The organism is Thermomonospora umbrina (assembly GCF_003386555.1).
Taxonomy (GTDB): Bacteria; Actinomycetota; Actinomycetes; order Streptosporangiales; family Streptosporangiaceae; genus Thermomonospora; species Thermomonospora umbrina.
Genome location: NZ_QTTT01000001.1, coordinates 6,774,484 through 6,798,472, shown reverse-complemented (window position 1 = coordinate 6,798,472; position 23,989 = coordinate 6,774,484). Strand labels below are relative to the sequence as shown.

At 70.3% G+C, this 23,989-nt stretch carries 28 protein-coding genes and 1 pseudogene; 19 read left to right on the top strand and 10 right to left on the bottom strand.

Annotation, left to right across the window (positions count from 1 at the left end; translation table 11 throughout):
• Window positions 1–139: 139 nt before the first annotated feature.
• Both DFJ69_RS34650 and DFJ69_RS30700 read right to left on the bottom strand, forming a co-directional pair.
• The gene (locus DFJ69_RS34650) at window positions 140–337 is read right to left on the bottom strand and encodes a hypothetical protein (RefSeq protein ID WP_170177864.1); all 198 of its coding nucleotides are present in this window, start codon (window positions 335–337) and stop codon (window positions 140–142) included.
• 423 nt (window positions 338–760) lie between these two features.
• Complete coding sequence (locus DFJ69_RS30700; RefSeq protein WP_116025815.1) at window positions 761–1,318, bottom strand: hypothetical protein; 558 nt, start codon at window positions 1,316–1,318, stop codon at window positions 761–763.
• Between the two features lie 317 nt (window positions 1,319–1,635).
• Here DFJ69_RS30700 and DFJ69_RS36285 point away from each other — a divergent pair.
• Window positions 1,636–1,842: pseudogene (locus tag DFJ69_RS36285) on the top strand (SDR family oxidoreductase); the annotation flags it as partial.
• Window positions 1,843–2,065: 223 nt separating this feature from the next.
• Here the strand turns inward: DFJ69_RS36285 and DFJ69_RS30690 are convergent.
• Complete coding sequence (locus DFJ69_RS30690) at window positions 2,066–2,677, bottom strand: dihydrofolate reductase family protein (protein WP_116025814.1); 612 nt, start codon at window positions 2,675–2,677, stop codon at window positions 2,066–2,068.
• A gap of 106 nt (window positions 2,678–2,783) precedes the next feature.
• Here DFJ69_RS30690 and DFJ69_RS30685 point away from each other — a divergent pair, with 106 nt between their 5' ends.
• Window positions 2,784–3,479, top strand: coding sequence for a TetR/AcrR family transcriptional regulator (locus DFJ69_RS30685; RefSeq protein ID WP_245974642.1), 696 nt, complete (start codon window positions 2,784–2,786; stop codon window positions 3,477–3,479).
• Between the two features lie 519 nt (window positions 3,480–3,998).
• Here DFJ69_RS30685 and DFJ69_RS30680 read toward each other — a convergent pair.
• Window positions 3,999–4,454, bottom strand: coding sequence for a pentapeptide repeat-containing protein (locus DFJ69_RS30680; protein ID WP_245974641.1), 456 nt, complete (start codon window positions 4,452–4,454; stop codon window positions 3,999–4,001).
• A 524-nt stretch (window positions 4,455–4,978) separates the two neighbouring features.
• Between DFJ69_RS30680 and DFJ69_RS35890 the strand changes: the two genes are divergently transcribed.
• The 3 genes from DFJ69_RS35890 to DFJ69_RS30665 all read left to right on the top strand — a co-directional run bounded on the left by DFJ69_RS35890 (window position 4,979) and on the right by DFJ69_RS30665 (window position 8,273).
• Window positions 4,979–5,467, top strand: a complete 489-nt coding sequence (locus DFJ69_RS35890) for an FAD-dependent monooxygenase (RefSeq protein ID WP_116025812.1) — start codon at window positions 4,979–4,981, stop codon at window positions 5,465–5,467.
• A 377-nt stretch (window positions 5,468–5,844) separates the two neighbouring features.
• Complete coding sequence (locus DFJ69_RS30670) at window positions 5,845–7,038, top strand: Tn3 family transposase (RefSeq protein WP_147312517.1); 1,194 nt, start codon at window positions 5,845–5,847, stop codon at window positions 7,036–7,038.
• Window positions 7,039–7,424: 386 nt separating this feature from the next.
• Window positions 7,425–8,273: an SDR family oxidoreductase gene (locus DFJ69_RS30665; RefSeq protein ID WP_116025810.1), complete on the top strand. Its 849-nt coding sequence runs from the start codon at window positions 7,425–7,427 to the stop codon at window positions 8,271–8,273.
• A gap of 184 nt (window positions 8,274–8,457) precedes the next feature.
• Here DFJ69_RS30665 and DFJ69_RS30660 read toward each other — a convergent pair whose 3' ends face one another.
• Both DFJ69_RS30660 and DFJ69_RS30655 read right to left on the bottom strand, forming a co-directional pair.
• The gene (locus DFJ69_RS30660; protein ID WP_147312516.1) at window positions 8,458–8,865 is read right to left on the bottom strand and encodes a hypothetical protein; all 408 of its coding nucleotides are present in this window, start codon (window positions 8,863–8,865) and stop codon (window positions 8,458–8,460) included.
• 429 nt (window positions 8,866–9,294) lie between these two features.
• Complete coding sequence (locus DFJ69_RS30655; RefSeq protein ID WP_211328863.1) at window positions 9,295–10,128, bottom strand: alpha/beta fold hydrolase; 834 nt, start codon at window positions 10,126–10,128, stop codon at window positions 9,295–9,297.
• Window positions 10,129–10,779: 651 nt separating this feature from the next.
• On the opposite strand from DFJ69_RS30655, the gene DFJ69_RS30650 reads away from it, so the two are divergent.
• Complete coding sequence (locus tag DFJ69_RS30650; protein WP_211328862.1) at window positions 10,780–11,391, top strand: TetR/AcrR family transcriptional regulator; 612 nt, start codon at window positions 10,780–10,782, stop codon at window positions 11,389–11,391.
• Between the two features lie 65 nt (window positions 11,392–11,456).
• Here DFJ69_RS30650 and DFJ69_RS36610 read toward each other — a convergent pair whose 3' ends face one another.
• The gene (locus tag DFJ69_RS36610) at window positions 11,457–12,011 is read right to left on the bottom strand and encodes an NmrA family NAD(P)-binding protein (protein ID WP_211328861.1); all 555 of its coding nucleotides are present in this window, start codon (window positions 12,009–12,011) and stop codon (window positions 11,457–11,459) included.
• The gene (locus DFJ69_RS34640; protein WP_170177862.1) at window positions 12,008–12,178 is read right to left on the bottom strand and encodes a hypothetical protein; all 171 of its coding nucleotides are present in this window, start codon (window positions 12,176–12,178) and stop codon (window positions 12,008–12,010) included. The genes DFJ69_RS36610 and DFJ69_RS34640 overlap by 4 nt, the downstream gene beginning before the upstream one ends.
• 547 nt (window positions 12,179–12,725) lie before the next feature.
• On the opposite strand from DFJ69_RS34640, the gene DFJ69_RS30640 reads away from it, so the two are divergent.
• Together DFJ69_RS30640 and DFJ69_RS30635 are read left to right on the top strand one after the other, a co-directional pair.
• Window positions 12,726–13,193, top strand: a complete 468-nt coding sequence (locus DFJ69_RS30640) for an SRPBCC family protein (protein WP_116027021.1) — start codon at window positions 12,726–12,728, stop codon at window positions 13,191–13,193.
• 254 nt (window positions 13,194–13,447) lie between these two features.
• On the top strand, window positions 13,448–13,747 hold the full coding sequence (locus DFJ69_RS30635) for a GNAT family N-acetyltransferase (protein WP_116025806.1): 300 nt from the start codon (window positions 13,448–13,450) through the stop codon (window positions 13,745–13,747).
• Here DFJ69_RS30635 and DFJ69_RS33975 read toward each other — a convergent pair.
• A complete protein-coding gene (locus DFJ69_RS33975; RefSeq protein ID WP_484419704.1) occupies window positions 13,717–15,093 on the bottom strand; it encodes a helix-turn-helix domain-containing protein in 1,377 nt (458 codons plus the stop codon). The two genes, DFJ69_RS30635 and DFJ69_RS33975, sit on opposite strands and share 31 nt — an antisense overlap.
• Window positions 15,094–15,274: 181 nt before the next feature.
• Here DFJ69_RS33975 and DFJ69_RS30620 point away from each other — a divergent pair, with 181 nt between their 5' ends.
• Together DFJ69_RS30620 and DFJ69_RS33970 are read left to right on the top strand one after the other, a co-directional pair.
• Window positions 15,275–15,592 (top strand): hypothetical protein, encoded by a 318-nt coding sequence (locus DFJ69_RS30620; RefSeq protein ID WP_147312514.1) that lies wholly within the window; start codon window positions 15,275–15,277, stop codon window positions 15,590–15,592.
• A 161-nt stretch (window positions 15,593–15,753) separates the two neighbouring features.
• The gene (locus DFJ69_RS33970; RefSeq protein WP_147312513.1) at window positions 15,754–15,972 is read left to right on the top strand and encodes a hypothetical protein; all 219 of its coding nucleotides are present in this window, start codon (window positions 15,754–15,756) and stop codon (window positions 15,970–15,972) included.
• Window positions 15,973–16,467: 495 nt separating this feature from the next.
• Here DFJ69_RS33970 and DFJ69_RS30615 read toward each other — a convergent pair whose 3' ends face one another.
• Entirely contained in the window at window positions 16,468–17,418 is a 951-nt protein-coding gene (locus DFJ69_RS30615) for a helix-turn-helix domain-containing protein (RefSeq protein WP_116025802.1), read from the bottom strand.
• 237 nt (window positions 17,419–17,655) lie between these two features.
• Here DFJ69_RS30615 and DFJ69_RS30610 point away from each other — a divergent pair, with 237 nt between their 5' ends.
• The 9 genes from DFJ69_RS30610 to DFJ69_RS30575 all read left to right on the top strand — a co-directional run bounded on the left by DFJ69_RS30610 (window position 17,656) and on the right by DFJ69_RS30575 (window position 23,651).
• Entirely contained in the window at window positions 17,656–17,979 is a 324-nt protein-coding gene (locus DFJ69_RS30610) for a hypothetical protein (protein WP_116025801.1), read from the top strand.
• Window positions 17,980–18,150: 171 nt separating this feature from the next.
• Window positions 18,151–18,276 (top strand): hypothetical protein, encoded by a 126-nt coding sequence (locus DFJ69_RS36280; protein ID WP_281275928.1) that lies wholly within the window; start codon window positions 18,151–18,153, stop codon window positions 18,274–18,276.
• Window positions 18,277–18,340: 64 nt separating this feature from the next.
• On the top strand, window positions 18,341–19,171 hold the full coding sequence (locus DFJ69_RS30605) for an exonuclease/endonuclease/phosphatase family protein (RefSeq protein ID WP_116025800.1): 831 nt from the start codon (window positions 18,341–18,343) through the stop codon (window positions 19,169–19,171).
• Window positions 19,168–19,662, top strand: coding sequence for an HAD family hydrolase (locus DFJ69_RS30600; RefSeq protein ID WP_116025799.1), 495 nt, complete (start codon window positions 19,168–19,170; stop codon window positions 19,660–19,662). Before DFJ69_RS30605 ends, DFJ69_RS30600 begins: the two co-directional genes overlap by 4 nt.
• A 90-nt stretch (window positions 19,663–19,752) precedes the next feature.
• The gene (locus DFJ69_RS30595) at window positions 19,753–20,667 is read left to right on the top strand and encodes an SAM-dependent methyltransferase (protein WP_170177861.1); all 915 of its coding nucleotides are present in this window, start codon (window positions 19,753–19,755) and stop codon (window positions 20,665–20,667) included.
• On the top strand, window positions 20,664–21,479 hold the full coding sequence (locus DFJ69_RS30590; RefSeq protein WP_211328860.1) for a helix-turn-helix domain-containing protein: 816 nt from the start codon (window positions 20,664–20,666) through the stop codon (window positions 21,477–21,479). Before DFJ69_RS30595 ends, DFJ69_RS30590 begins: the two co-directional genes overlap by 4 nt.
• The gene (locus DFJ69_RS30585; protein ID WP_116025796.1) at window positions 21,479–21,844 is read left to right on the top strand and encodes a helix-turn-helix domain-containing protein; all 366 of its coding nucleotides are present in this window, start codon (window positions 21,479–21,481) and stop codon (window positions 21,842–21,844) included. The genes DFJ69_RS30590 and DFJ69_RS30585 overlap by 1 nt, the downstream gene beginning before the upstream one ends.
• A 113-nt stretch (window positions 21,845–21,957) precedes the next feature.
• The gene (locus DFJ69_RS30580) at window positions 21,958–22,842 is read left to right on the top strand and encodes an SAM-dependent methyltransferase (protein WP_211328859.1); all 885 of its coding nucleotides are present in this window, start codon (window positions 21,958–21,960) and stop codon (window positions 22,840–22,842) included.
• Window positions 22,839–23,651 carry a DUF5753 domain-containing protein gene (locus tag DFJ69_RS30575; protein WP_147312512.1) on the top strand — a complete coding sequence of 271 codons (813 nt, stop codon included), beginning with the start codon at window positions 22,839–22,841 and terminating at the stop codon, window positions 23,649–23,651. Before DFJ69_RS30580 ends, DFJ69_RS30575 begins: the two co-directional genes overlap by 4 nt.
• Window positions 23,652–23,989 lie beyond the last annotated feature (338 nt).

Here is a 23,989-nt window from a genome sequence, read left to right as displayed (position 1 = left end):
GCCACCTCCTCGGCCAAGCCCGCCCAGACCTCATTGGCCCTGATTGGCTCACCGCGTTCGAGGACATCGGCAGAACGCTCCCAACCCTGCGCGAGCTCACACGAAAGATACGCGCGGTGATCGCACTCCATGTCATCTTTCACCATTGGAACAGGATCGGACTGCCTGCCCTGATGTGGTGCCGCTCGGGATAGGGCATCCGGGGGACCAGGCGATCGCCCGATGGGTTCCCCTCCGTGAGGAAGGCGACGGCCGCGATCCGCCAGAGGCACGTCGGCAGCACCGTGAACGGGATGGTCAGGGCGGCGATCCGCGCCCAGCGGGGAACCCCGGCCACCGGAGTGTGTGTGCGGCCCTCCAGGCGGTTCGCAGCCGGTCGGGCCAAGGAGGTGCTTCGATGAGGCCGGTCATGAGGTGCTCCAGAGACCGTGGTTCGACGGGATCACTTGAATTGGCTGTGTCAGCGAGAACCAGAGCCACGCCCTTGGGGTGCCGGCTCGCCAAGGCCGGCCGCTGCTCTCCTCGCCGATGCGGACCAGTCGGCCGCGTTGATGCAGCTCGGGCACGGGCTCCACACTGGCGGAGGATGGTCCGGACCGGCGCGTCGTCGAGGAGCCCGCTGGGAAGCTCCGGCCCCGTTCCGCGACTCGGCGACATCCGCGAACGATGAAGATCAGCATGTGGCCCTCAACGAGACCGACATCTGGCTCTCGTTCTCACCGTCATAGCCACTTGAATCGACCGTCGCGTTGTTGTGCGGTCAGTGGTTGCGGCGGCGGTGGTAGGCGTAGGTCGCGGTGGCGAGCAGTGGCCCCCACAGCAGGAGTGGGAGGTAGCAGAGGTGGTAGATCGCGGCCTCCCAGCCGCCCGCCTGGGAGGGGAAGTCGTCGGGGGTCGGTTCACCTCGCAGGGTGACTCCGGCGAAGTCGGTGACCCAGGCGGCAGTCCACATGACCGTCAGCACCACGGTGCCGAGGGCCGCGGGAATGACGGCGGCCCGCGTCGGCACTCTGCGTCCGCGCAGTCCGGGAAACCAGCGCGGGAACCGCTCACCCCAGGTAGCGACCAGCCCAACGGCGGTGAACGCCACCAACTCCGACAGGACCGACAAGAAGACGACGTAGGCCCATTCCCCCAACCCGACCTGGTCTTCGAACGCTGCCCAAAGCCGCCAGAGGCTGGACGGCAGCACGACGAACGGGACGGCGAAGGCGGCGATCCGCGCCCAGCGCGGAACCCCTGCCACCGGGGTGTGGACCGCGCTCCACGCGGTACGCAGCCGCCCGGTGGTCACTGTCGAATCGGTCAGAGCGGTCATGGTCGATCCCTTGTGTCGGGGTGGGCCCGCTCGGAGCGTCGCGGTGGCGAGCGCGGTGGTCATCCGAAGCCCCCGGAACGAGCCGATTGCAGCGCGCCCGGAGGGCGGTTCATCTCGTCCTCGAACAATGACGATCCGGTGATTCCTGCCGCTTCCCCCGGCGGAAGTGGATCACCGTTCACCCCTCCCCTGCAGGTACGTTCGCCCCTCCCCCGCAGGTATCGGGCGGCACCGCCCGACGCACGATGAGATCCTCGTTCTTCTGCAATCGACTGTTCAGGCTCGCTGGGTGGCGAGCCACCGTTTGAAGGTGGTCGGTGCGATGCGGCACCCTCGCCGGGCAGGTCTCTCACGGCAAGGCAGCACTGGAACAGCTCACCCGTGGCTGGGCGGTGGAACCGGCCAGCCACGGCCTCCGCGTGAACGCCCTGGCCCCCGGCCCGACCGAAAGCGAGGCCCTGACCGCCGCCGGATTGCCCGACACCACGGTCGAGCAGAATAAGCAGCAGGAGACCGCCCGCATCCCACTCGGCCGCCGCCCTGCCGGGACCGGCACCTCCAGGAGCCGGCGCAGCGCGGGCACCAGGATGCGAAACGCGACCTGGGCGAACGTCCCCGCCCAGCCCGTGATCACGGGCCTCGCAGAAACGGTCATTTCTGCGAGCACACAGCCCCCGAGATCACGTGGAGCCGTCTTGGCTGGTCGCACGTTCCCGGTTCTGGGGCCATCTCTTCGGCGACGCCGACTCAGGGACGGCGGTAGCACAGGGCGATGGCGCCCGTCGCGGGGATGGCGGTGGCGTGGGAAAGCCGCCATGTCGACGCCAGGCCGTCGGGTAGCAGGCGCACCCCGCCGCCGAGGGTCGCCGGGACCACGGTCATATGGAGCTCATCGATCAGGTCGGCCTTGAGCAGCGCCTTGATGATGCTGGCGCTGTTGATGACGAGAATGTCGCGGCCCGGCGCGGCCTTGAGAGCGCGTACCTCGGCTTCGAGGTCGCGGGAGACTCGGGCGTTGGTCCATTCCGTCTTGTCCAGGTCGGCTTGCTGCAGGGTGGTGGAGATGACCACCTTCTCGACCGTGGCGAGCCAGTTGCCCAGGTCGCGGGTCCGCGCCGAACTGCTCGGGTCGCTGGTCAGGCCGGGCCACACTGAGGTGAAGCCCTCCCAGTTGACGCGGCCGACGACCGCCGTGCTCACCCCGCGCCAGATCCCCTCGTACATGAGCTCGCTCTGCTCGCTGCCGATGTGGGCCATGGCCCAGCTCATGTCGTCCTCGGGGCCTGTGCTGGTGTAGCCGTCCATGGAGACGACGGCGTCAGCGATGACCTTGCGCTGCTGGTCGGTGTTCTCAACCATGGTGGTCCCCTCGTAGCTGGTGACGATCCAAAAAACAGTGTCCGTCGGACGCTGTGTATGCTAGACACAGTTTAAGCCCGGCGGCAAGGCATCTCTGGAGGCTCGATTGGACAGCACCGTGGAGCTGCTTTGGGGAGTGCGACCATCGCCGAGCCGAGGGCCCAGGCCCGCGTTCACCATCGAGGACATCGCCAAGGCCGCGATGGACATCGCCGACGCCGAGGGGCTCACCGCCCTGTCCATGCAGCGGGTCGCCGGCGAACTCGGCTTCACCAAGATGGCGCTGTACCGCTACGTCAGAGGGAAGGCCGAACTGATCGCCGTCATGATCGAGGAAGCCGTGGGGGAGCCGCCCGATCTGAGCGCGGTCCCAGGCGGCTGGCGCGGCAGGCTCCAACACTGGGCCCAACATCTCTGGGAGACCTGGGACCGCCACCCGTGGCTGCCCGGCGCCACCACCGGCGAGCGGGTCATGGGCCCGAAAGAGATCGGCTGGACGGAGATCGCGGTCGCCGCCCTCGTCGGGACCGGGCTGAGCGGAAGCGAGCAGATGGACGCGGTCCTCCTGCTCAGCGGCCACGTCCGCAACACCCGATCGACCGCATCGGCCGGAACTCAGCCATGGACCACACAGCGGCAGCCCGACCTCAGCACCCTGCCCGACCACGCCGCCGACCGCTTTCCCGCGCTGAGCGCCGCCATCGCATCCGCCGCAGACCCGACCCCGGACAGAAGCCGAGAGTTCGGCCTCCAACGCCTCCTCGACGGCCTGGAAGTCCTCATCACCCAACGCACCCGCTGACCGATCAAGCCCACCCAGCCGACGCGGTCGGTCACCCCTCAAGAGCCGGGCGAAAGAACCCGAAGATTCCTGCCTCCCCCGCCCACCTGCATCGACGCGGAATGTCACGCCAAGGAACGCGCTCCAGGCCGCCTACCGCGACTTCTCGCAGAGATGCTCGTCATACCCCGTGCCCTCCTCGGAAAGCGTTGATCGACGTCTCGTCCCAACCAGTCACGCCTACAAGCACCTCACCCAAGGCCCGGAACCACACCACGGCTCCGGGCCCCACCCCTCTCCACCACCCACCCCGACCGCACCCGGACCACACCCAAGCTGGCACCTCGCCCAACTCCGCACCGGACACCAGTTATGAGACCGGCCGACCTGCACCAACCCGCTCGCCACACAGACCCTGCGCAACGTCTCGGATCCGATCGAATCCGAGACCGCCGGGCATGCTCTGCGCCGCCGACACCTCGGCCCCTTATCGCGAGCCAAACCCGAGTGAGGCCGCGATGCTCTGCAGGCCCTGGTCCGTCAGCCGGGCGCCTGGTCCGTCGTGCTCACCACGACACACTCCCCGTTCTCGGGCGGGGGCACCCTCCACGCCCTCCTCCCTACGGAACGGATCTCCTGCGACAGGGCTTGGACGCGCTCTGCCATGCGCTCCGGCCACCAGGTGCGCTCGGTCCAGGTCACGGCCGCCAGGTTCGCGTCGGTCAGGTCCGCATACCTCAAGTTCGTTGCGGTCAGGTCCGCGCTGGTCAGGTCCGCGCCCGTCAGGGTCGCCTCCATCAGGTCCGCCTCGCACAGGTCCGCCTCGCACAGGTCCGCGCCGGTCAGGGTCGCGCCGCTCAGGCGGGCGCCGCGCAGGTGCGCGCCCCTCAGGGACACGCCGGTCAGGTCCGCGTCGGACAGGTCCAGGGGGTCGAGGTCGTCTTCGTGGGCGCGTCGGACGAGGACGGTGAGGGCGGCCTGCAGGTCGGGACGCAAGCGGGTGCGCGGTCGGATAGGCCGTTCGGTGTCGTCGGCGGGGATGATGGTGTGGGCGTCGGAGTCGTGGGTGTGCTCGCGCAGGTAGGCGGTCAGGACGGATCACGGGGGCGTGGTCGGGCAGGGAGTCGCGGGCGATGCGTTCCAGGGCGTGGATGCTGCCGAGGGCGGTGACGCCGAGCCCGTCGATCGCGGCGGTGAAGCGGCCGGTCACCAGGCCCTGTTCCCCGAGCCCTCCCGGTGTTCGGCGCAAGAGACCACCTGACCAAAGGATTCGTCCGGGATCGTTCGAGCGAAGGTCGAGCCACATCCGGCGACGGCGACCACGGACTCCCACCCGTCACGATCGCGGCTCGGCCTCACGGTGGGGAAGTCCTCTCCACGACGCGGGCGAGGGACTCGGTCACGGCGATCGGCTGGGCGATGCCCTCGGCCTCGATGGTGTGAGTGGTGTTGATCTGGATCCCGCCGGGCACTCCCCCGGAATCTACATCCACACCTGAGCGCGCACCCCAGGAGGAGACATGACCGACGAGTCACCTGTGGAGTCGGACGCCGCCGAACGCGAGGAACGCCACCGGGTCGTGATCATCGGGTCGGGGGTGGACGGCAGCGTCACCGCCTTCCGGCTCGCCGAGGCCGGAATCGCCAACGTCGTGCTGGAACGGGGCCGCCGCTGGCCGATCACCCCGAACGCCGACACCTTCCCCGCCTTCCCGTCCCTGGACCGCAGGCTGCCGTGGCTCGACGGGTTCCACCCGCCGTCGAACACCGGAGCGTCGTTCTGGCCGGCTCGGATCATCGACGCCATCGCCGCCGCCGCGTTCCCTCGTTCGACCGGGCTGCTGGACGTGCTGCCGCACCGCGACATGACCGTCGTCGTCGGGGCGGGTGTCGGCGGGGTCCTTGGTGATGCCGTGGGCGACGTCGATGCGGAATCCGTCCACGCCGCGTTCCAGCGGCATGTCGAGCGCCCGGCCGTGACCGGTTCTGACGTCGCCAACAGCGGCTGACTCGGCCACCCAGCAAGTGGAGGCGCCCGATCCCGCCCGTTCCGCCTGGTTCGCGATAACGATCGCTTGCCGAGATCCCGGCCGTGGTGGTTGCCGGTATGCCGGGAACGCGTACCGGCCGCACCGGCTCAAACCGGCTGGAAGCATCACCGGGGACGGCGGCGGAGGGCGGAGAGCGGGATGCGCGGCGCGTGGCGTGACCAGAGGGCCCTGCGGCGTGTCCAGCGGCGTAAGGGGTCCCGGGTGTGGGCCGAACAGCGGGCGCAGATGCATCGGATGTACCCCCGTCGGGGGTATCTGCGGGTGAGGGACCGGCGGCGTGCGCTGGGCGGGCTGCTGGTGGCGGCCGGCGTGGTGCTGGGCCTGGGGTTGTGTGGGTGCTGGGGCCGGGCGCGGCAGGGTGGCTGGAACACGTCGACGGCGTCAAGGTCGGCGGTAAGGCGGGACTGAAGGGCAAGGAACTGTCCGATGCGCTGGGCACCGTGCGCGGGCACGCGATGGCGCTGGGCACCGGGGGGCTGGAGGATCTGGTGACCGGGTCGTGGCGGCGGCTGGTGTTCGACAACCCGAGGCTTGTGGCGCCGCTGATCGACCGCCCGGCGTTCGTGTTCTGCGTGCTGGAGCAGTTGCACGAGGCGCTGCGGCGGCGGGACGTGTACGCGGTGAGGGCCGACAAGTGGGGTGATCCCCGGGTGCGGCTGATCGAGCCTCGGTTGTGGGTGTCCGAGCGGGACACGGTGCTGCGGGCGCTCGGCCTGCCGGCCGACCCGCGTGAGCACCTGGCCGACCTCGCCGACGTTCTCGACACCGCGTTCAAGCGGGTCGGCGCGGGGGTAGCCACCAACGACACGGCCCGTATCTCCGATGGGAGGCTGTCGCTGGCCCGGCTGGAGGCCGCCCCGCCGCCGGAGGGCTTCCAGGCCGTTCACGACGCGGTCGCGGCGATGCTGCCCCGCATCGACTACCCGGAGCTGCTGCTGGAGGTCAACGCCCTCACCGGGTTCCTGGACGCGATGCCGCACCTGTCGGGGTCGCAGGCCCGCCGCGAGGACCTGGACCTGTCCCTGGCCGCGGTGCTGGTCGCCCGCTCGTGCAACATCGGGCTGACCCCGGTGGCCAAGCCGGACGTCGCCGCCCTGACCGAGCATCGCCTGATCGGGGTGGAGAAGGGCCACTTCCACGGCGAGGGCATCGGGGCGGGGTCGGCGGTGCTGGTGGACTCGCAGGCCGGGATCGGCATCACCGCCGACTGGGGCGGCGGGATGGTCGCCTCCACCGACGGGCTGCGGTTCGTCGTCCCGGTCCGCTCCCTGCACGCCCGGCCCTCACCGCTGTACTTCGGCGTCGGGAAACGACCGCGCGGGACGACGTGGAGGACAGGTCGCGCGCCAGCCGTTCCCAGTCACGCGCGCTGGTCGCGTTGCCGTGCACGAACAGCACGACCGGACCCTCCCCCACGTCGAAGTACAGGGCCGAGACGCCCTGCACGCTCACCCGCCGTTCGACCAACCAAGACGACTTCATCGCGGTCCGCTCCTTTTCCTGTGGGCTTGACGACAGGGCGAAGCTAGCCGTCGAACACGTATTTTGACAACGGTGTATATAATTTCAAATAGCAAGGAAGACAATTAGAAGTGCCGGAACGGTCCGTCCCCGCCGCACTGGTGAACAGCCGTCCACACCGCGCGCGACCCGCACGTGTTAATACGTTCCGAACCGCTCGCCCGGCACCGGAAAATCATTGCGAAATATCCCTTGGTGCGCTGAGACATCTGCTCAAGACCACGCCCATACCGGGACGGCGTTCGACGGGCCGGGGCCTGATCCACGCGCCGGACGCGGGGCATGCCGCCCAGGAGGATGTGCCTTTGGCGAAGGTTGAGTCTGGTTGTTGTCTGTGCGGTTTCGGGGGCGTTGCCGGGGGCGAGAGACCCTCGTGTCGAGGGGAGGGCACGAGGTGACAGGGACCGTGCTGGTGACAGGGGCCGGAACGGGCTTCGGGAAGGAGATCGCGCTGCGGCTGGCCGGCCGAGGGGTTCCGGTGATCGCCGGTGTGGAGATCGTGGCCCAGGTCGCCGCGCTTCGGGCGGAGGCCGAGCGGGCCGGGGTCGGCGGCCTTCGGGTGGAGAAGCTGGACGTCACCGACCCGGCCGACCGTCGTCGGGCGTGGGGGTGGAAGGTCGATGTCCTGCTGAACAACGCGGGGATCTCCGAGGGCGGCGCGGTGGTGGACATCCCGCTGGATCGTGTCCGTCGTCAGTTCGAGGTGAACGTCTTCGGTCCCATTGCCCTGACGCAGGGGTTCGCCCGTGCGATGGTGCGCCGGGGGGGCGGGCGGATCGTGTTCATGTCCTCGGTCGCGGGACTGACGGTCGATCCCTTCACCGGGGCGTACTCCGGGTCCAAACACGCTCTGGAAGCGTTCGCCGACGCCCTTCACACCGAACTCAGGGAGTTCGGCGTCCAGGTCGCCACGGTGAATCCGGGGCCGTTCCTGACCGGCTTCAACGACCGCATGTTCGAGTGCTGGACGTCGTGGACCGACGATCCGGCGGAGCGCGTCTTCGACTACGCCGAACTGGCGTTTCCGCACGAGCAGTTCGATCCCGAGCCGGTGATCGAGGTGACCGTCGGGGTCGTCACCGGAGAGATCGACCGGTACCGGAACGTGGTTCCCGCCGACATGCAGGACACCACGCGTCGGCAGATGGAGCAGGTCTGGGACCGACCCCTCACGGGTGACCGGAGCCGTCCCGCACTCGTCCAGCGAGCTTACGACCTCCAGCCCGGGACGCCCGCCACGTAGCACTCGGCGTTCACCCGGCCCATGGCGGCGCATGACGGTCCGGCTCACGGACGTCGACGGGCAGGTCACCGACTGGATCGCCGACCGGGCGACCCAGACCCTGCGTCCCCACCGCCCACCGCCATCAGAACCGCGCGTTTCGTAGGCGGTCAGGTCGCGTTGCGGGCTCTGCCTTTACGGCTGGTCACGGGACAAGGGTGCGGACGGCGTCGGTGATGGCGGGGCGGAGCGCGTCCAGCGAGTGGTCGGGGCCGATGAGCATGCGCCTGATCTGGGGCATCGCCAGGGGCCAGGCGACCAGGCCCAGGGTGAAGAGCATCAGGATGGCCGGGTCGCCGGAGGTGCTCGCCGCGGCGTCGGCCTTCTCCAGACAGTGGGCCGTCCGCCCGCCGGAGTCGAAGGCCAGCACCCCGTCCTGGTCGGGTGGCGGTTTGTAACCGCCGGTGGAGGCCTTGGTCCAAGTGTGCTTGCGACCGGAGCTGTCGGTGAGGACCACCGATCCGTCCGGCATCTCGGCCTTGACGTAGCGCTGCCCGCCACGCCCAAGGTCCAGCCGCCGGGCAGCGGTGGCGGGTCCTGGGCGTACGGCCACTGGTTCGGCAGACTCGACCGTCTCGGGCCACCGGCCGACCTCGACGCAGATCTGGACGCCGGCGTGGACGTCATCAGCGGCAGATCCCGCCGCGGAATCTTCGGCCCCGGCTCGGCCAGCACCGACACCTACACCAGCAACGCCACCATCATGGCGAACGCAGTCGCCCGCACACGCGTCCTCACGCGGCCCCGCGCACCCGGTCGCGCGCTCCCGCGACTCTCAGCAATCATGGCACCTCATCGATTTCGACGGCGAGCGCTGAAGGCCGGAACCAAGCCGTGACGAACCAACCGTAAAAGCAGCCTCGACAATGATCACGGTCACGTGCTGGGGCCGCGGCCGAGCGGCCCAAGCCGGCCGAACGAGAAGTCGTGCCACCCGCCCAGACCGGGGCCAGGGCGGCGGAGGCTGGGGCTTGCCTTTGAGTCACGTGCTCTCCCGGATGCGGGTGAGGAACGGCAGGATCGCCTCGATGAAGTGCTCGTTGCGGTCGCCGGCGACCATGTGGCCCGCACCTGCCACCTCGACCCGATGGACGCAGGGGACGCTCACGCAGAACTCTGCGGCGATCGCTTCGGGCACCACGTCACTGATCGCGCCACGCACCAGCAGGATCGGGACGTCGGCGGCGCGGGCGGCGGCGAGATGGCGCGCCGCAGCCTGGTGGCGCGCCGCAGCGCCGGCCGGGTGGATGCTGTCGGCCAGGCGCTTGAGTAGGCGCGGGTCCCAGTGCCAGACCCAGCGAGCGCCTTCCCTGCGCAGGTTGCGCCGCAGTCCATCCAGGGCCTCCGGACGCGGTCGATGCGGCAGGTAGGCTGCCACGGCGTCGGCGACCTCGTCGAGACTTGAGAACCCGTCCGGCCGGGCCGCCATGAAGTCCAGGATCCGGCGAGCACCGGCGGGGTCGGGGCGGTGGGCGACATCGACCAGCACCAAGGCCCGGACCGCGGCCCGCGGCGCCTCGCCCGCGGCCAGCAGCGAACTGAGACCGCCGAGCGAAGCACCCACCAGCACCGGCCGCCCGCCGAGCGCAGCGACCAGCACGCGCACGTCGTCGGCGAACAGGTCGATGTCATAGCTGCCGTCAGGCGACCAGCCGCTCTGGCCGTGCCCGCGCAGGTCCGCAGCGACCACCCGCCATCCCCGCGCAGCGAGCCGCCGCCCTGCCGTGCCCCAGGCACCGCGCGTCTGGCCGCCGCCGTGCAACAGGACAAGCGGCGGCGCATCCGGTGCGCCCCACACCTCCGCCGCGAGCACCACCCCGCCGCTGACCGTGAACCGGCGCCGCGGTGATGCCGGGTTCGCGGCACGCCTGGCTGTCACGCCGCATGCCCCCTCGCGCGCGCCGGTGCGGGTCGTGCCGTGAGGTTCTCCACGCCCTCCTGGCCCGATTTCCCCCGCGGCACCGTGATGTCGACCACCGGCACGTCGCCGCCTTTCTCTACCTTGGACTATCAAGGTAGATTAGGAGTAGTGACCTTGGCCCGTCAAGGTAAGATGTCGATCGCGACCCCCTCACGAACGCGAAGGCCTTCGGACCAGGCCCGCCGACTGATCCTCGGCGCCGCGGCCGTGCGGTCCCGCCACGGTTCCGGCCCTTCCTCGGACTGACGCCGGTGGAGGCCCACACGGTCGGCGCGTCCGTGGCCGTCTCCAGTACCGTCCGTTACCTGCGGACGCGCGTGCCCCGGGGAACTCAGAGGTCGACCAGATCGCCCACGACTCACCGAGGCCGGGCCCGGCAGGCGCGGACGGCCGCGCCGCCGACCGGGGCGACGAACCCGGCGCCGGCACAGGCGTCAACCTGCCCTGAAGTGCTTGTAGGCGAACGAGCGCACAGGTTGCCCCTTTCGGCTACCTTGATCTTTCAAGGTACGCGTTGACCTTGAGGTGTCAAGGTAGGATTGAGTGATGCAGCGACGAGTGCGACGGGACCCCGACGAAGCCAAACGGCTCATCCTCCAGGCGGCCGAGCAGTTGCTGGCCGACGGCGGGCTCACAGCCGTCCAGGTACGCGCCGTGGCGGCCAAGGTCGGCATCACCGACGCCGCGGTCAATCACCACTTCGGCACCCGCGATCAGCTTCTGACCGCGCTGCTCAAACATGGCGGCGCACGGCTGCGGCAACGCATCGGTCAGGTGGTCGCGGGCTGGGTCAGCGATGACGCCGATATCGGCGAACTCGTCCACGCGCTCGCAGAACTCTACGCCGACGGCTACGCCGAGCTGGCGCTGGCGCTGCACCAGTCAGGATGGCGCGATCAGGGCAGCGGGATGCTCGACGACGTCGTCGACGCCCTCCACGCACGCATCACCGCGCGGGCACGGCAGCGGCAACGTCCCGCGCCCGACCGCCGCCACACCCAGCTCACCGTCGCCGCCCTGCATCAAGCGCTCGCGATGGAACCGATCGTCGGCCGGCAGTTCCGGCGCAGTGCGGGCCTGACCGGACCCTCCCGGCAGGACGCAACCGACACCCTCACCTGGTGGCAGGACCTGGTGACGCGCATGCTCGACCCATGAGCCAGGCGGATCGTCCTCGGGTGATCGCGGGACGATCAGACGGCCAGGCCGTGGGCACCCCGGTGTCACCGGTCGCCCGGCTGCGGGTGGCGTCCAGGAAAGCTCGGGAAGAGGAACACGCCCTGTACCCCGTCGAACGGCAGGTCGGCCGGACGGTTCAGGTCGCCCTGCACGACGTCGACACCGTCAGGTAGCCCGGCGGTCCGCGGGTTGCGGGTGAGCGCGCGGACGGGCCGTCCGGCCGCGACGAGCCGATCGACCACGTGCCTGCCCACGGTGCCGGTCGCTCCGGTCACGAGGATGGTCTTGGAGAACCTCTCTTGATGGAGAACGAACGATGGGTGCGGGCCCGCTGCCGAAGACGGTAGGTCAGGTCCGGCAGACCTCGCAGATGGATCGTTCCTGCCTGGGCGTTTGCGGCCGTTGAAACGGAGGCTCAGCGATGAGGGACACGACTTCGGACGAAGGCGATCCCGTTCGGGGCGTTCGTCGAGGTCGGCGGCGCAGCCGTATGCGCGCCGGCTCGGCTTCGGAGCGCTGCGGTTCGACCTGCGTTGCCGGTCACGCCATGGCAGGTCGGCGGGCTGCAGGGGGTGGGCTCGACCGTGCAGCGGGCTCATCTCAGCTCGAAGTATTCGTCGTGGTACAGGGCGTCGGCTGTACCTTGGCCGGTCATGCCAGCCCGGTAGACCGCCTGCAGCTTGTTGAGCCACCGGTAGTGCTCGGCTCCGGTCTCGAACAGGCACGCCCCCACGATCTTGCCGCCCGAGCCTGGCGAGGTGTCCATCCGTCGAGTCCCGTACATGTAGATGAGCGCGTCGTCATCGGTGATGACCCGGCCGCGCCAATCCAGCGTCCCCGGTGCCCTCGGGGCCGATGACGAACCAGTCGGCCGCAGCCCCCTGCAGGCGGGCGGTGAGACCTCTGCCTTCTATGACTCCATCGGTCAGGTCGATGATGACCCGGGTGCCCGCCGGCGTTCCGTCGAGGGTCGCGTAGGGAGCCGGTCGCCACACGCCCGGAACAACGGCGTGAGCGACGCCGGTGTGGACGTCCCTGGCAGGGCGCGGGTGATCTGGTCGACCGTCCGCATGAGTTATCCCCCTCAGTTACTTTGACCTATCAAGGTATGTGATAACCTTGAGATGTCAAGGTAGTGTGGGAGTGTACGGCGACGAGACTCCGACGAAGCCAAACGACTCGCCCTCCAGGCGGCGAGCAGCCGCTGGCCGACCCGGCTCCGGAGCCTGTCCTGCCGGTCGCCTGACGGCGACCGGCAGCTCACGCTTGACCAGCTCATCGACTTCTCCAGGCGAGGGTGCATGATCATTTCTATGCAGAAACTCCACCTCACGCAGGCTCCCGCCGCGTATGCATGCATGATCGTCCGTAGATCGGCTGAGGAGGTGTTCCAAGCGTTCGCTGATCCGGCCGTCACCCGCCGTTTCTGGTACAGCAAGAGCAGCGGCCCGATGGTCGCGGGGGCCAAACTGCGCTGGGAGTGGGAAACCTATGGCGCATCCGTCGAGGTTCGCGTCAAGGAGGTGCAGGAAGGCCGACTGATCCGGTTCGAGTGGGGCAACTACGAGCAGCCGACCACGGTCGAGCTTCGGTTCACCCCGCGCACGGAAAACGCCACGTTCATCGAGATAACCGAGACCGGCTTCCAGGGCTCAGGGGACGACGCCGTCCACTGGGTCAACGACACCGTCGGCGGATTCAGTACCGCCTTGTGCGCAATAAAGGCCCTGCTCGAGTACGGCATCGAACTCAACGCTGTACCTGATCACCACCCGGCCTGACCACCGTCAACGGCCACCGGGTCAGCCGGGCCGTTCTGCCCCGCAGTCTGCCCGCCGGGTGAGGCGGCCACCACCGTACGCCCTGCGATCCGCGCGGCCAATCCGCGGTTACAGCCTTGCGGATCACCGGATGCGGACGGAGCGGCAGGCGGCGTCGCCCGGGTTCGAGACGGTCACGGCCTGCGTTGAGGGCGTGCTGGTCGGGTTTGCCTATGGGCTGTCGCTGTCGGCGCGCTCCACGTGGTGGGAGGGCCTTGAACCCGCCGCCGAGGAGGGACTTCGTCGCCGAGACGGGCTCCCGGACATTCGCGGTGATCGACCTGGCGGTGCTTCCAAAAAACTGCGGCCACGGCCTTGGCCGCCAGCTCATGGACGCACTCCTCGGTAGCCGGTCGGAGGAGCGGGCGACACTGGCGGCCAACCCGAACAAGAGGGCGTTGGCGGAGATGTACGAGCGGTGGGGATGGCGGAAGGCCGGTCGGGTTCCCGGCGGTGAGGGTGAGACGCAGCCGGTGTTCGACCTCTACGTGATCGCCCTGGCCTCACGGCTCTGATGGAGTAGTTGCCGATAGTCGGCCACGAGGCGGTCCCCGCTGTTGCGGGTGGGGACGGCCTCCAGGACCTGCTCGGCGAGGGACTGCACGAACTCGGCGCGTTGTTCGGCCGGCTGGCTCTCGTACACGGTCTGGGCGAGGCGGACGCCTTCGGTCACGTCGCCGGTCCGCACATGCCCGAACGCCTGCAGCAGGCTGATTTGGGCTCGTGCCCGGTGATCGCCCGCCGGGGCGAGGAGTTCCTGCGTACGCGCCACGGCCTGGTCGAGGGGGTCGCGTTCGCCCAGGTGGGCGTACACGAAGGCTTCGGTGTAGCGCAGGCGGTCCTCGCCCCATCCGGCGACCGTGCGGACATCGCCGGTCACCGTGACCGGGAGGTGCTCGAAGACCTCTGCGCAGCGCTGGAGCTTGCGCAGCGCGGCGTCACGCCGACCGTCCAGGGCGAGGAGTTGGGCGTGCGCGGTGCCGACGGGTGCCAGGCCGCGGCTCGCGGAGGCGGGGGCGTGGGCAGCGATGGCCTCGGCCCGGTGCAGCAGCACGACGGTGGGGCGCCGGTCGTACATGCCGTGGATCAGTTCCTCGGCGCTCACCCACAGGCTCAGGCTGACGTCGCCGGACTTGTTGGCGGCCTGCTGCGCGGTGGCCCACCACGGCCGGGCCTGCCGTGACTCCCCCATGTTGCACAAGGTCTTGGCCGTGAGCATCGCCAGTGCGCTCATCACCCGGTACCACGACGTGACTTGGCGGCTTCGCTGGTGGCGGGCCATCGCGCGCTGCGCCAGGACCAGGTCGGCGGCCAGGTCGGGGAACAGGCGGTGCGGCGGCAGCTCCACGTAGCTGTAGCCGTACTCGGCGACCGTCTCTTCCCATTCCTCCAGGTGGCTGTCCTCGTCGCGGCCCACGGCCCGGTCGACGCCGTCGCGGATGGTGTCGAGGGCATCGACCGCGGGGGTCGAGGCCACACCGAGCGCGGCGAGCGCCTGAAGCAACTGGCGTCGCTGCATGTCCTCTTCATCCCCATCTGTGAGGCTTTGACCTATCTCGTTTGAGGATAGGTGCTCCACCTCCAGAGTGCTCCTCGCCGAGGCCGGGGTGAAGAGGGCATCTTCCGGCATTCCGAATGCCCTGGCGTAGGCGGCCTGGTAGAGCGCACCGGGGTAGACCTTCCCGCCCTCCCAACGGAGGATGTAATTCTTGAGTGTCGGCAGGTCAGGCCACTGACGCTCCCCCATCGCCTCAAGTGCTGCCGACAACGCGCGGGCCATGTCGGGCTTGAACCAGCCGCGCCGCTTGCGTTCGGTCCGCAGACGCTCCCCGCACGCCTGACGTTCGTCGGCAGTCGCCATGGTGCCCACCTCACGACCGTGCACCCCATGGGATGCATTCTCAATGCACCCCATCATGCCGCTCCCTTTCCGACGCGCGACGGCGTTTGACTGACCGTCACGCCGAAATGCAAACGGTCCCGGCCTGACGTGTGCGAACGCCAAGGTGTTCCGGGACCCCGACCACGAAGGGACCGTGGCCATGCACGAATCTAGCGACTCCCGCGCCTCGGCGGGGGTCATCGAGCCCGCTCCGAATCGTCAGGACCGATCCCAGGCCCTGCACAACCTGGGCGGGCTGCTGTGCGGCCAGGGCTACACCGTCGAGGTGGAGAGTCTGCACCTGACCGTCGTCGATGGGGGCCGGCCGGTCGAGGTGTGGGCGCAGCGCCGCCCCGAGGACGGCAACCGCCTGTGGTTCACCTGGGCGGGCGGTATCCGGATGTGCCCGGCCGACCAGCCTCAGGATGCGGTCGTGGCGATCAAGGGTGCTCTCAAACGGGTCCTTGCCCGGATGTAGATCCCGAACGCGCGGGCCCGCCCCCCGGGGAGGTGTTCCGCGTTTCCCGTCGCGCACCCGGCCCGTCAACGCCGCCGGGCCGGACGTGGCGGGGACGAGGGGAGGGGCGCGGCGGATCGACGCGGACCGCCGCGCCCCACTCCCCCCACCCCTTCGGACCGATGAATCCGCCGCAGCCACGGGAGGAACGGCACGCCGACGCCGTATCCGTCGACGTGGCGTTCCTGCTCGCGGTGATCGCCGTCTACGGGCCGTGGACCACCTCGCGGGCGGTGAACGGGCCCGAGCGGCGACTGGCGGTATGGCGGGTGGACCTCGCCCGACGCGAACTCGACAGGCTGTCGCCGCTGCGCCGCCGGACGAACGGCACGTGGGCGTGACCTCGCCCTCCTCTCAGGCTCGACCCCTGGATTCGACAAGCCGCCCGCGCAGGGCGGGAAAGGAAATTGCCGGTGCAGCTCACGGTGATCAGCCAGAACATCCGCGGCGGACCTGATCCGGAGCGCTGGCCGCCGCTGGCCGCCCGGCTGCCGGCCGAGGACCCGCACGTTCTGCTGCCTCAGGAGACCGGCGGCGAGTCCCGGATGCGGGAACTGGACGAGCACCTTCCCGGCATGGCGGTGTGGCCGGCTCCGAACGACCGCCCGGACGGCGCCGCCGGGAACGCCGGAGCGGGTCGGCGCACGCGCCTGGACGGCGCCCCACAAGGGGCGTGCTCTGAGCGCTGGGCCGCGACCCCGCTCCCACGCCCCGTTGAGCCCGACGAGCCCCGCCCCCACGCCGAGCAGCACCTCCACGCCCTCTACCTGTACTCCGAGGGGCCGGGGCGCAGTCATGCGCCCCGACCGGCCGTCGAATCTCAGGAGTTCAGAGGTTCAAGCGACTTCGAGCGGCTTGACCTCGATGCCCTTGGACATCCACGGCTCGGGGGTCTCTCCCTGGGTCATCCTCTCCAGCCAGCGGAGTTGGTCCACGACGAAGGTGTGCGCCGCTCCTCCGTCCTGGAACAGCAGGACCGGCCCGTGTGTGCCGCGTTTGCCGTGCCCGTAGAGCATGATCCGGGTGACGTCGTCCACCTCCTCCATCGCGAACGAGCAGGGGAAGTTGTAGGAGTACAGACGGATGCCGGGGGCTCTCTCGGCCGCGGCGCGCAGTGGGCGCAGGATCTCGCGGATGTAGCGCGCCGGGTCCTCCATCGCGGCCTCTGCCGGTTCGATGCGGTAGCGGTCGCGGCGGGAGTCGCAGTAGGGGTCCATCACGTAGACGCGGACCGGGACCCGCTGCGCGGCCTCCTCCAGGACCGGCAGGAACTCCTCCCGCGCGTAGAAGGAGCGGGTGAGCCCGAACAGGTTGACGCGCTCGCGGGCCCCGCGTATCCGGTCGGTGAGGTCCTCTTCGGACTCCTCGTTGGTGTACGGGAAGGCGCCGATGATCCCCACGCGCTGAAGATGCGTGGGGTTGGCCTCGCCGTGGTCGGTGCCGAAGCCCAGCCGATCGGGCCGGGTCCGGTAGAGCCGGCAGAAGTACTCGATGCGTTCCTCGTTGGGCCTGCGGTGGCCAAGCTCCCAGCGGCACAGTGTCGAGGAGTCCACGTTCGGTGGCTCCAGGCCGTCGGCGACGTAGAGCTGGTCGAGCCGTGCGGAGACCTCCTCACGCGACCAGCCGTTGGCCAGCCGCCACGCCTCCAGCGCCGCGACCTCGGGGATGCGCCGAATGATCGACTCCACGACCGCTTCCGTGGTGAGGCCACGCCGCAGCCCATCGAGCCTGATCTCGGCGGCCTGCCGTTCGAGGCTGCGGCGATTCGAGCCGTTTCCGTTCACCATGCCCACATCCCTTGCCGGGTAACGGCAATCGCAATGCCGCTCAGCGGCAATTCGGTTGCCGTTGACTGCCCTTGGTTTTCTTGCCGCTGCACGGCAACGTTAACTCTTGACCGGGACGCGCCACAAGAGACGATCAGGTGGCTCCAACGTGTCCCCGGCAGACGTGAACATCCACCTTTCAGCAGGTCACGGAGTTGGGGCCCGGCTGAGATCCGCCCCGCAGACGAGGTGCCGGAAATGGACGAATCCGCACGTACGAACACCGCTACCGCTCCCCCGCAGACTGCACCGTACTCAGAGGCGGAGCCGCGTCACACCGCCCTCCAGGAACTCGCCGGGCTGCTGCGCGGCCAGGGCTACACCGCGAAGGTGGAGAGACTGCACCTGACCGTCACCGACGGGGACGAGCCGGTCGAGGTGTGGGCGCAACGCCGCCCCAACGATGAAAACCGCCTGTGGTTCGCCTGGGCGGGAGGTGGCCCGATGTGCCCGGCCGACCAGCCGCAGGACGCGGTCGTGGCGGTCAAGGCCGCGCTGCACCAGATCCCTGCCCGGATGTGACCTGAGACCGCGCGGTGCCCGGCCAAACCGCCGACCGGCCGGGACCGCGCTCTCCCGCCGCCTGCGAACGCCCGGGTAAGGGGGCCGGCGGACGTGGGTGGCGAGAGGGGAAGGGTCGCGGCACCAGGGAGCGCTGTGCCGCGACCCCACTCCCCCACCCCGTTGAGACCGATGAGCCCCCGCACCCACCCCCACCACGCGGAGCGGCGGCCGGCTGCCCGGCGGGTGGAGTTCGCCCGGCGCGAGCTCGACAGCCTGGTGCCGCTGCGCCGCCGGGGCAACGGCACGTGGGCGTGAACGTCCTCAGCCCGACCGCATGGATTCGACGAGCCGCCCGCGCAGGGCGGGAAAGGAAACCCTGGTGCAGCTCACGGTGATCAGCCAGAACATCAGCGACGGCCCTGATCCGGAGCGGTGGCCACCGCTGGCCGCCCGGCTGCTGGCCGAGGACCCGCACGTGCTGCTGCTGCAGGAGACCGGCGGCCGGAGCCGGATGGAAGAGCTGGTCGAGCACCTTCCCGGCTGGGCGGCGTACCTGGCGCCGCACGACCGCCCGGCGGGCACGGCCGCCGGGAACGTCGTCGCCTTCGATCCGAACGTGTTCGAGTTGCTGCATCTGGACGAGTCGTTGTCGACCTCGACGTTGTACGGGTTCGCCGTGGTCACCGTGCGGGCGCACGGCGTGGACGTGCCGTTGTCGTTCTGCTCGGTGCATTTCGACCCCAACAGCGCCCTGGCGGCGGGGATCGAGGCGCAGCGGGTCGCGACCCGCCTGTACTCGGGCGGCGGTGCGGGGCTGCTGGGCGGGGACGTCGGGCATCTGCCCGCCGATCCCCACTGGGACGACGAGCCGACGTGGGCGTCGCTGCCGCACCACCGCCGGGGTTCGTGGGCGGCCGCCGGGACCCGTTACGACGGTGACCGGACGGTGGCGTGGCGGCTGGAGGACAAGGGCCTGACCGATGTCGTCGCCCACCTCGCCCGGCTCCGCAACGACCCGGCGCTGTGCAGGCCGACCGCCGTCGGCGGTGTCCGCGTCGACCAGATGTGGGCGACCCCTGCCATGGCGGCGGCGGTGGTCGCCTACGAGCGGCTGAACAGCCGCGTGCGCAAGCACAGCGACCACGACGGCCTCAAGGTGACCGTCGACACCGACGGACTCGACCGCCGCCAGCTCCGGGAGTTCGTGTGACCGCGGTGGCGGGGCCGGTGAAGGTGGTGGCGTTGGACTACTCCCGCACCCTCACCAGCGCGGACGGCCCCCGCGACCCGACGTCGGGGATGCGGCCGGTCACCGACGAGGCCGCCGAGGCGGTCCGCGCGCTGCACGGCCGCGGCCTGACGCTGCTGCTCGCCTCCAACACCCTGACGACGCGGCGGCCCGCGCTGGAATGCGCCGGGATCGCGGACCTGTTCGGCGGGCTGATCGAGTCGCATGCCCTGCGCGCGGCCAAGCCCGACGGCCGGTTCTACCGGGCCGTGCTTCAGAGCGCCGGATGCGCTCCGCATGAGGTGCTGTTCGTCGGTGCCAACCAGGTGTGCGACGTCACCGGCCCGATGGAGGCCGGGATGCAGGCCGCGCTGATCGGCGCCGAGCCCGAACCCGGTGTGCTGCCGCCCGCCGCGCACCACCTGCCCACGATCGCCGACCTCCCTTCCCTGGTGGAGCGGCTGTGCGGCTGACGACCACCACCGACGACCTGCGGGCCCCGGCGCTGCCGGACCCCGTCACCCGGAGGGGAGGCGATGATGCCGAAGGACCGTGAGGAACCCATGGGCGAGTTCCGCCGCGACCTGGACGCCGAGGACTCCCTCCACGTGCCGCATTCGGCCCGTGTCTGGAACAGGTTCCTGGGCGGCAAGGAGTGCTACGACGTCGACCGGAGCGCCGCCGCCGACATCACCGACATCTGCCCCGGCATGGGCGCGGCGGTGCGCCAGGCCCGCGGGTTCCTGGTCCGAGCCGTCCACCACCTGGCCGCCCAGGAAGGCGTCGGCCAGTTCCTGGACGTCGGCTGCGGCCTGCCGATGCCGGAGGTGTTCCCCCGGCCCTACCCCGACCGGATCGTCCACCAGCCGTCCCCGCACGCCCCGACCCCCTGGCCCGCCACCCACGACCTGCATGAGGTCGCCCGGCGGGCGGCCCCGGACGCGCGGGTGCTGTACGTCGACAACGATCCGGTGGTGGGCGCCCACGCCCACGCGCTCCTCACCTGCGGCCGTGATGGCGTCGATTTCATCGACGCCGACCTGCGCGACCCCGGCGACATCCTGTCCCAGGCGCGTGAACTGCTGGACTTCTCAAAGCCGATCGCGGTCGTGCTCGGCGCCGTCCTCGGGCACCTGGGCGTGGACCCCCTCGACCCCCACGCCGCGCTCACCGATCCCCAGCAGGCCCGCCCCGAGACCCGCGCCGTCGTCGACGCCCTGATCGCCGCGCTCCCCCGGGGGAGCTTCCTGGCGGCCTACGACCTCGACGGCGGCGACCCGGAGGCGCGGGAGGCGATGCTCGTCTTCTGCGACCATGGGGCGTCGCCGTACCTGCCGCTCCCCCGCCGCCTTTTCGGTGAACTCTTCGACGGCCTGGAGGTGCTGCCGCCGGGGGTCGTCCGCCCGGAGCAGTGGCGGCCGTTGCGGGAGCCCGACGCCGATGCGCCGGTGTGGTGTGCGGTGGGCAGGAAGTTGTGACGATCCGCCGGTTGCTGGGGTCGCGGCTGCGGGAGATCCGCGAAGGGGCATGGTTCACGCTGGAGGCCGCCGCGTCCGCCCTCGGCGTCCCCTCTAAGCGGCTGGAGGGGGTGGAGGCCGGCCGCCTGCTCCCGACGCTGACGCAGATCATCGGCTTGTGCGACCTGTTCGGCTACGACGACGTGTGCGACCGGGCGCTGCTGCTCACCCTGGGCCGGCAGGCCAGGCGTCCGAACTGGTGGGACGACTACGCCGACGTCCTCGACGTCTGCGAGGCCGGATACCTGGAGGCCGAGCAGGTCGCGACCGAGATCCGCTCCTACCACCTGCTCGCCGTCCCCCCGCTGTTGCAGACCGCCGACTACGCCGACGCGCTCTTGGCGGTACGCCACGGCGACGGCGGCCATCTCCGCCGAGCCGAGCTCCTGGAGCGCAGGCAACGGATCCTGCGCGGTGACCGTCTGCCCGCCGTGTGGGCGCTGGTGGACGAGATGGCGCTTCGGCGGGCCGTCGGCGGCCCCGACGTCATGCGCCGCCAACTCCAGCACTTGGCCGACCTGTGCGCACTGCCGCACGTCACCCTCCAGATCTGCCTCATGACCGACGTCGAACACTGCCCGCCCGGCGGCCCGATCATCCTGCTGCGCATGCCCGGCCGCCTGACCGACGTCGTCTACCTGGAGTACGCGGTCGGCGGTCACTGGCCGAAGGACGTGCCCGCCCACCGGCGGCTGCTGGACCGCGCCGCCGTCGCCGCCCCGCCCCCCGACCACACCCCCGACCTGCTGCTGCGAATCGCCAAGGAGTTGTGATGCCGATCAACGATGAGGGACGCCAGTCGGAGGAGGAGGAGACCCGGCGGATGCTCGAGCTCCACCATGGCGGGGTGGGCGTGTCCCACATCGCCTCGGCGGTCGACCGCAGCCTCGACGCCGTTCGGGACCGGCTGGCCGCCGCGGGACACCCGGTCCGCCGGCGGCCCGGGGTCTTCACCGAAGAGCAGGTGACGGCGCTGGCGCAAGAGTACGAGGCGGGAGCCTCCATCCGCCGGCTCGCGGGCGCTCACGGGGTGGCGTACGGCAGCGTCCGCCGTGCCCTGCTGTACGCGGGGGTCACGCTGAGGCCGAGTCACCGCGCCGGCGCCGCGACCACATCCCCTCCCCCATCCGGGGACTGAGGACCCGGACGCCGCAGCCCGCCGACCGGCAGGCCCGCCTCGACCCCGCCCCGGGACACCCACGCCCACACCCCCCGCTACCACGCACCCCGAGTCCTCGAAGGAGAGGCCCAATGCCCAAAACCCCAGCCCATCGGACCGGCGGCCCCCGCGACCCGATGCCGATCGACACGACGACGCCGCATTCGGCGAGGGTGTGGAACTACTGGCTCGGCGGCAAAGACCACTACGACGCCGACCGCGCCGCCGGAGACGCCGTCCTGCGCGTGTACCCGGACATGGGCGTGGCCGCCCGACAGTCCCGGGCGTTCCTGACCGGCGCCGTCCACCACCTGGCCGCCGAGGCGGGCGTCCGCCAGTTCCTGGACATCGGCACAGGGCTGCCCACCGCCGACAACACCCACGAGATCGCACAGCGCGCCGCGCCCGACGCCCGGATCGTCTACGTCGACCACGACCCGATGGTGCTGGCGCACGCCCGCGCCCTCCTCGCCGGCACCCCGCAGGGCCGCACCGACTACGTCGACGCCGACCTGCACCACCCCCAATCCCTCCTGGAGCAGGCCAGCGAACTGCTGGACTTCCGGCACCCGATCGCGCTCATCCTCGGCGGCGTCCTGGGCCACATCGGCGTCGACCCCGACGACTCAGGCGCGGCCTTCACCGACCCCGACGGCGCCTACGCCGAAGCCCACCGCATAGTGCAGACCCTCATCCACGCGCTCCCGCCATGGAGCTACCTCGCCTTGTACGAGTTCGACCAATCCACACCCGAAGTCGTGAAGGCCGGACGCGCCTACGCCGACGCCGGGGCCCTGCCCTACCTGCTGCGCAGCCGCGACCAGATCGCCGGCTTCTTCGACGGCCTGGAGCTGCTGAGACCCGGGCTCGTCCACCCCGACCAGTGGCTGCCGGACCCGGACCCGGCGACCCACATCCCACCCACCGGCGACGGCGAGCGGACGCCGGTGTGGTGCGGCCTCGCCGTGAAGTCATGAGCATGCTCGTACTCCTCGGGCGGCGGCTGACCGAGCTGCGCACCGCCGCCGCCCTGGCGCTCGACGACGCCGCCCGCCGCGTCGACGTCCCCGCCGAATGGCTCGCCAACGTGGAGGCAGGGAAGGCTCACGCCGGGCTCGTGCCGCTGGTGATGGAGCTGGCTGACCTGTATCAGGTGGTTGAGTGGGCCGATCGGATGATGCTGGTTCACCTGGCCCGCCAGAGCAAGGCGACGAACTGGTGGCGTTCGTTCGGTGATGTGGTGGACGCTGACTGCGCCGCCTATCTGGAGGTCGAACAACTGGCCTCCACGATCTGCGTCTACGAGGCCTACTGCGTGCCCGACCTACTCCAGACGCAGGCGTACGCCCGCGCCCTGCTCACCAACCTGAATAGGGGTGCGGACTTGGACCGGTGCGTGGAGGTGTGCATCGCCCGCCAACGCACCGTCTCCGACGGTCAGACGGTGCGCGCCGTCATCGACGAAGCGGCACTCCAGCGCTCCGTGGGCGGTGTTGAGGTGATGCGTGACCAGTTGGAGCATCTGGTCGGCCTGTCCGACGACCCGGACATGAGCATCCAGGTGAGCCCCTTGGCGCTCACTGGCCATGTTCCGCCCGGCGTACGGACGACGCTGCTGTGCATGCCCGGCGCACTGCCCGACATGGTGTATCTGAAGGACAGCGTCGGCGGCCATTTCCCTGAAGATGTCGCACCCCACCAGGCGGCCTTCGACCGGGCCTCGCGAGCTGCACTTCCGCCGGATGAATCCCGCGACTTCCTGATCTGCTTGGCCAAAGAACTGTGAGATGTGGCCCCGGCGCTGGTTCTCGGGGCGAGACGTAGCCTCCATGATCGGCGGCTTCCATCGGGATGCCCAGGGTCTGCGTCACACGACCTTGCCCTCTGGCGAGGTTCGGGTGAACCCGGCGCGGTACGTGGGGGAGACGCCCTACGATGCAGGGGCTGGTCGGAGAGTTGCACTCAACGGCGCGATTCGGCCGCAGGTAGGGCCTGGTACCCGCTTGAGCGTCCCACCGCGCGCGGTACCAGGCCCTGCGGCCCTCAGGCCGCTACCACCGGATCCCGCCGACGATCCCGGCGATCTCGCTACCGAGCTGGATCAGCTCGACGAGCAGGCAGATC

Excerpts from the sequence above, each read along its gene's own strand:
- DFJ69_RS30620 (WP_147312514.1), top strand. The coding sequence starts at position 15,275 with ATGCACGAATCTAGCGACTCCCGCGCCTCGGCGGGGGTCATCGAGCCC.
- DFJ69_RS30615 (WP_116025802.1), bottom strand. The coding sequence starts at position 17,418 with ATGGTGAACGGAAACGGCTCGAATCGCCGCAGCCTCGAACGGCAGGCC.
- DFJ69_RS36280 (WP_281275928.1), top strand. The coding sequence starts at position 18,151 with ATGAGCCCCCGCACCCACCCCCACCACGCGGAGCGGCGGCCGGCTGCC.
- DFJ69_RS30585 (WP_116025796.1), top strand. The coding sequence starts at position 21,479 with ATGCCGATCAACGATGAGGGACGCCAGTCGGAGGAGGAGGAGACCCGG.
- DFJ69_RS33975 (WP_484419704.1), bottom strand. The coding sequence starts at position 15,093 with ATGGCGACTGCCGACGAACGTCAGGCGTGCGGGGAGCGTCTGCGGACC.
- DFJ69_RS34640 (WP_170177862.1), bottom strand. The coding sequence starts at position 12,178 with ATGGACACCTCGCCAGGCTCGGGCGGCAAGATCGTGGGGGCGTGCCTG.
- DFJ69_RS33970 (WP_147312513.1), top strand. The coding sequence starts at position 15,754 with ATGAATCCGCCGCAGCCACGGGAGGAACGGCACGCCGACGCCGTATCC.
- DFJ69_RS30595 (WP_170177861.1), top strand. The coding sequence starts at position 19,753 with ATGGGCGAGTTCCGCCGCGACCTGGACGCCGAGGACTCCCTCCACGTG.
- DFJ69_RS36610 (WP_211328861.1), bottom strand. The coding sequence starts at position 12,011 with ATGAGCCCGCTGCACGGTCGAGCCCACCCCCTGCAGCCCGCCGACCTG.
- DFJ69_RS30640 (WP_116027021.1), top strand. The coding sequence starts at position 12,726 with ATGCAGAAACTCCACCTCACGCAGGCTCCCGCCGCGTATGCATGCATG.
- DFJ69_RS30610 (WP_116025801.1), top strand. The coding sequence starts at position 17,656 with ATGGACGAATCCGCACGTACGAACACCGCTACCGCTCCCCCGCAGACT.
- DFJ69_RS30580 (WP_211328859.1), top strand. The coding sequence starts at position 21,958 with ATGCCCAAAACCCCAGCCCATCGGACCGGCGGCCCCCGCGACCCGATG.
- DFJ69_RS30575 (WP_147312512.1), top strand. The coding sequence starts at position 22,839 with ATGAGCATGCTCGTACTCCTCGGGCGGCGGCTGACCGAGCTGCGCACC.
- DFJ69_RS30650 (WP_211328862.1), top strand. The coding sequence starts at position 10,780 with ATGCAGCGACGAGTGCGACGGGACCCCGACGAAGCCAAACGGCTCATC.
- DFJ69_RS30700 (WP_116025815.1), bottom strand. The coding sequence starts at position 1,318 with ATGACCGCTCTGACCGATTCGACAGTGACCACCGGGCGGCTGCGTACC.
- DFJ69_RS35890 (WP_116025812.1), top strand. The coding sequence starts at position 4,979 with ATGACCGACGAGTCACCTGTGGAGTCGGACGCCGCCGAACGCGAGGAA.
- DFJ69_RS30690 (WP_116025814.1), bottom strand. The coding sequence starts at position 2,677 with ATGGTTGAGAACACCGACCAGCAGCGCAAGGTCATCGCTGACGCCGTC.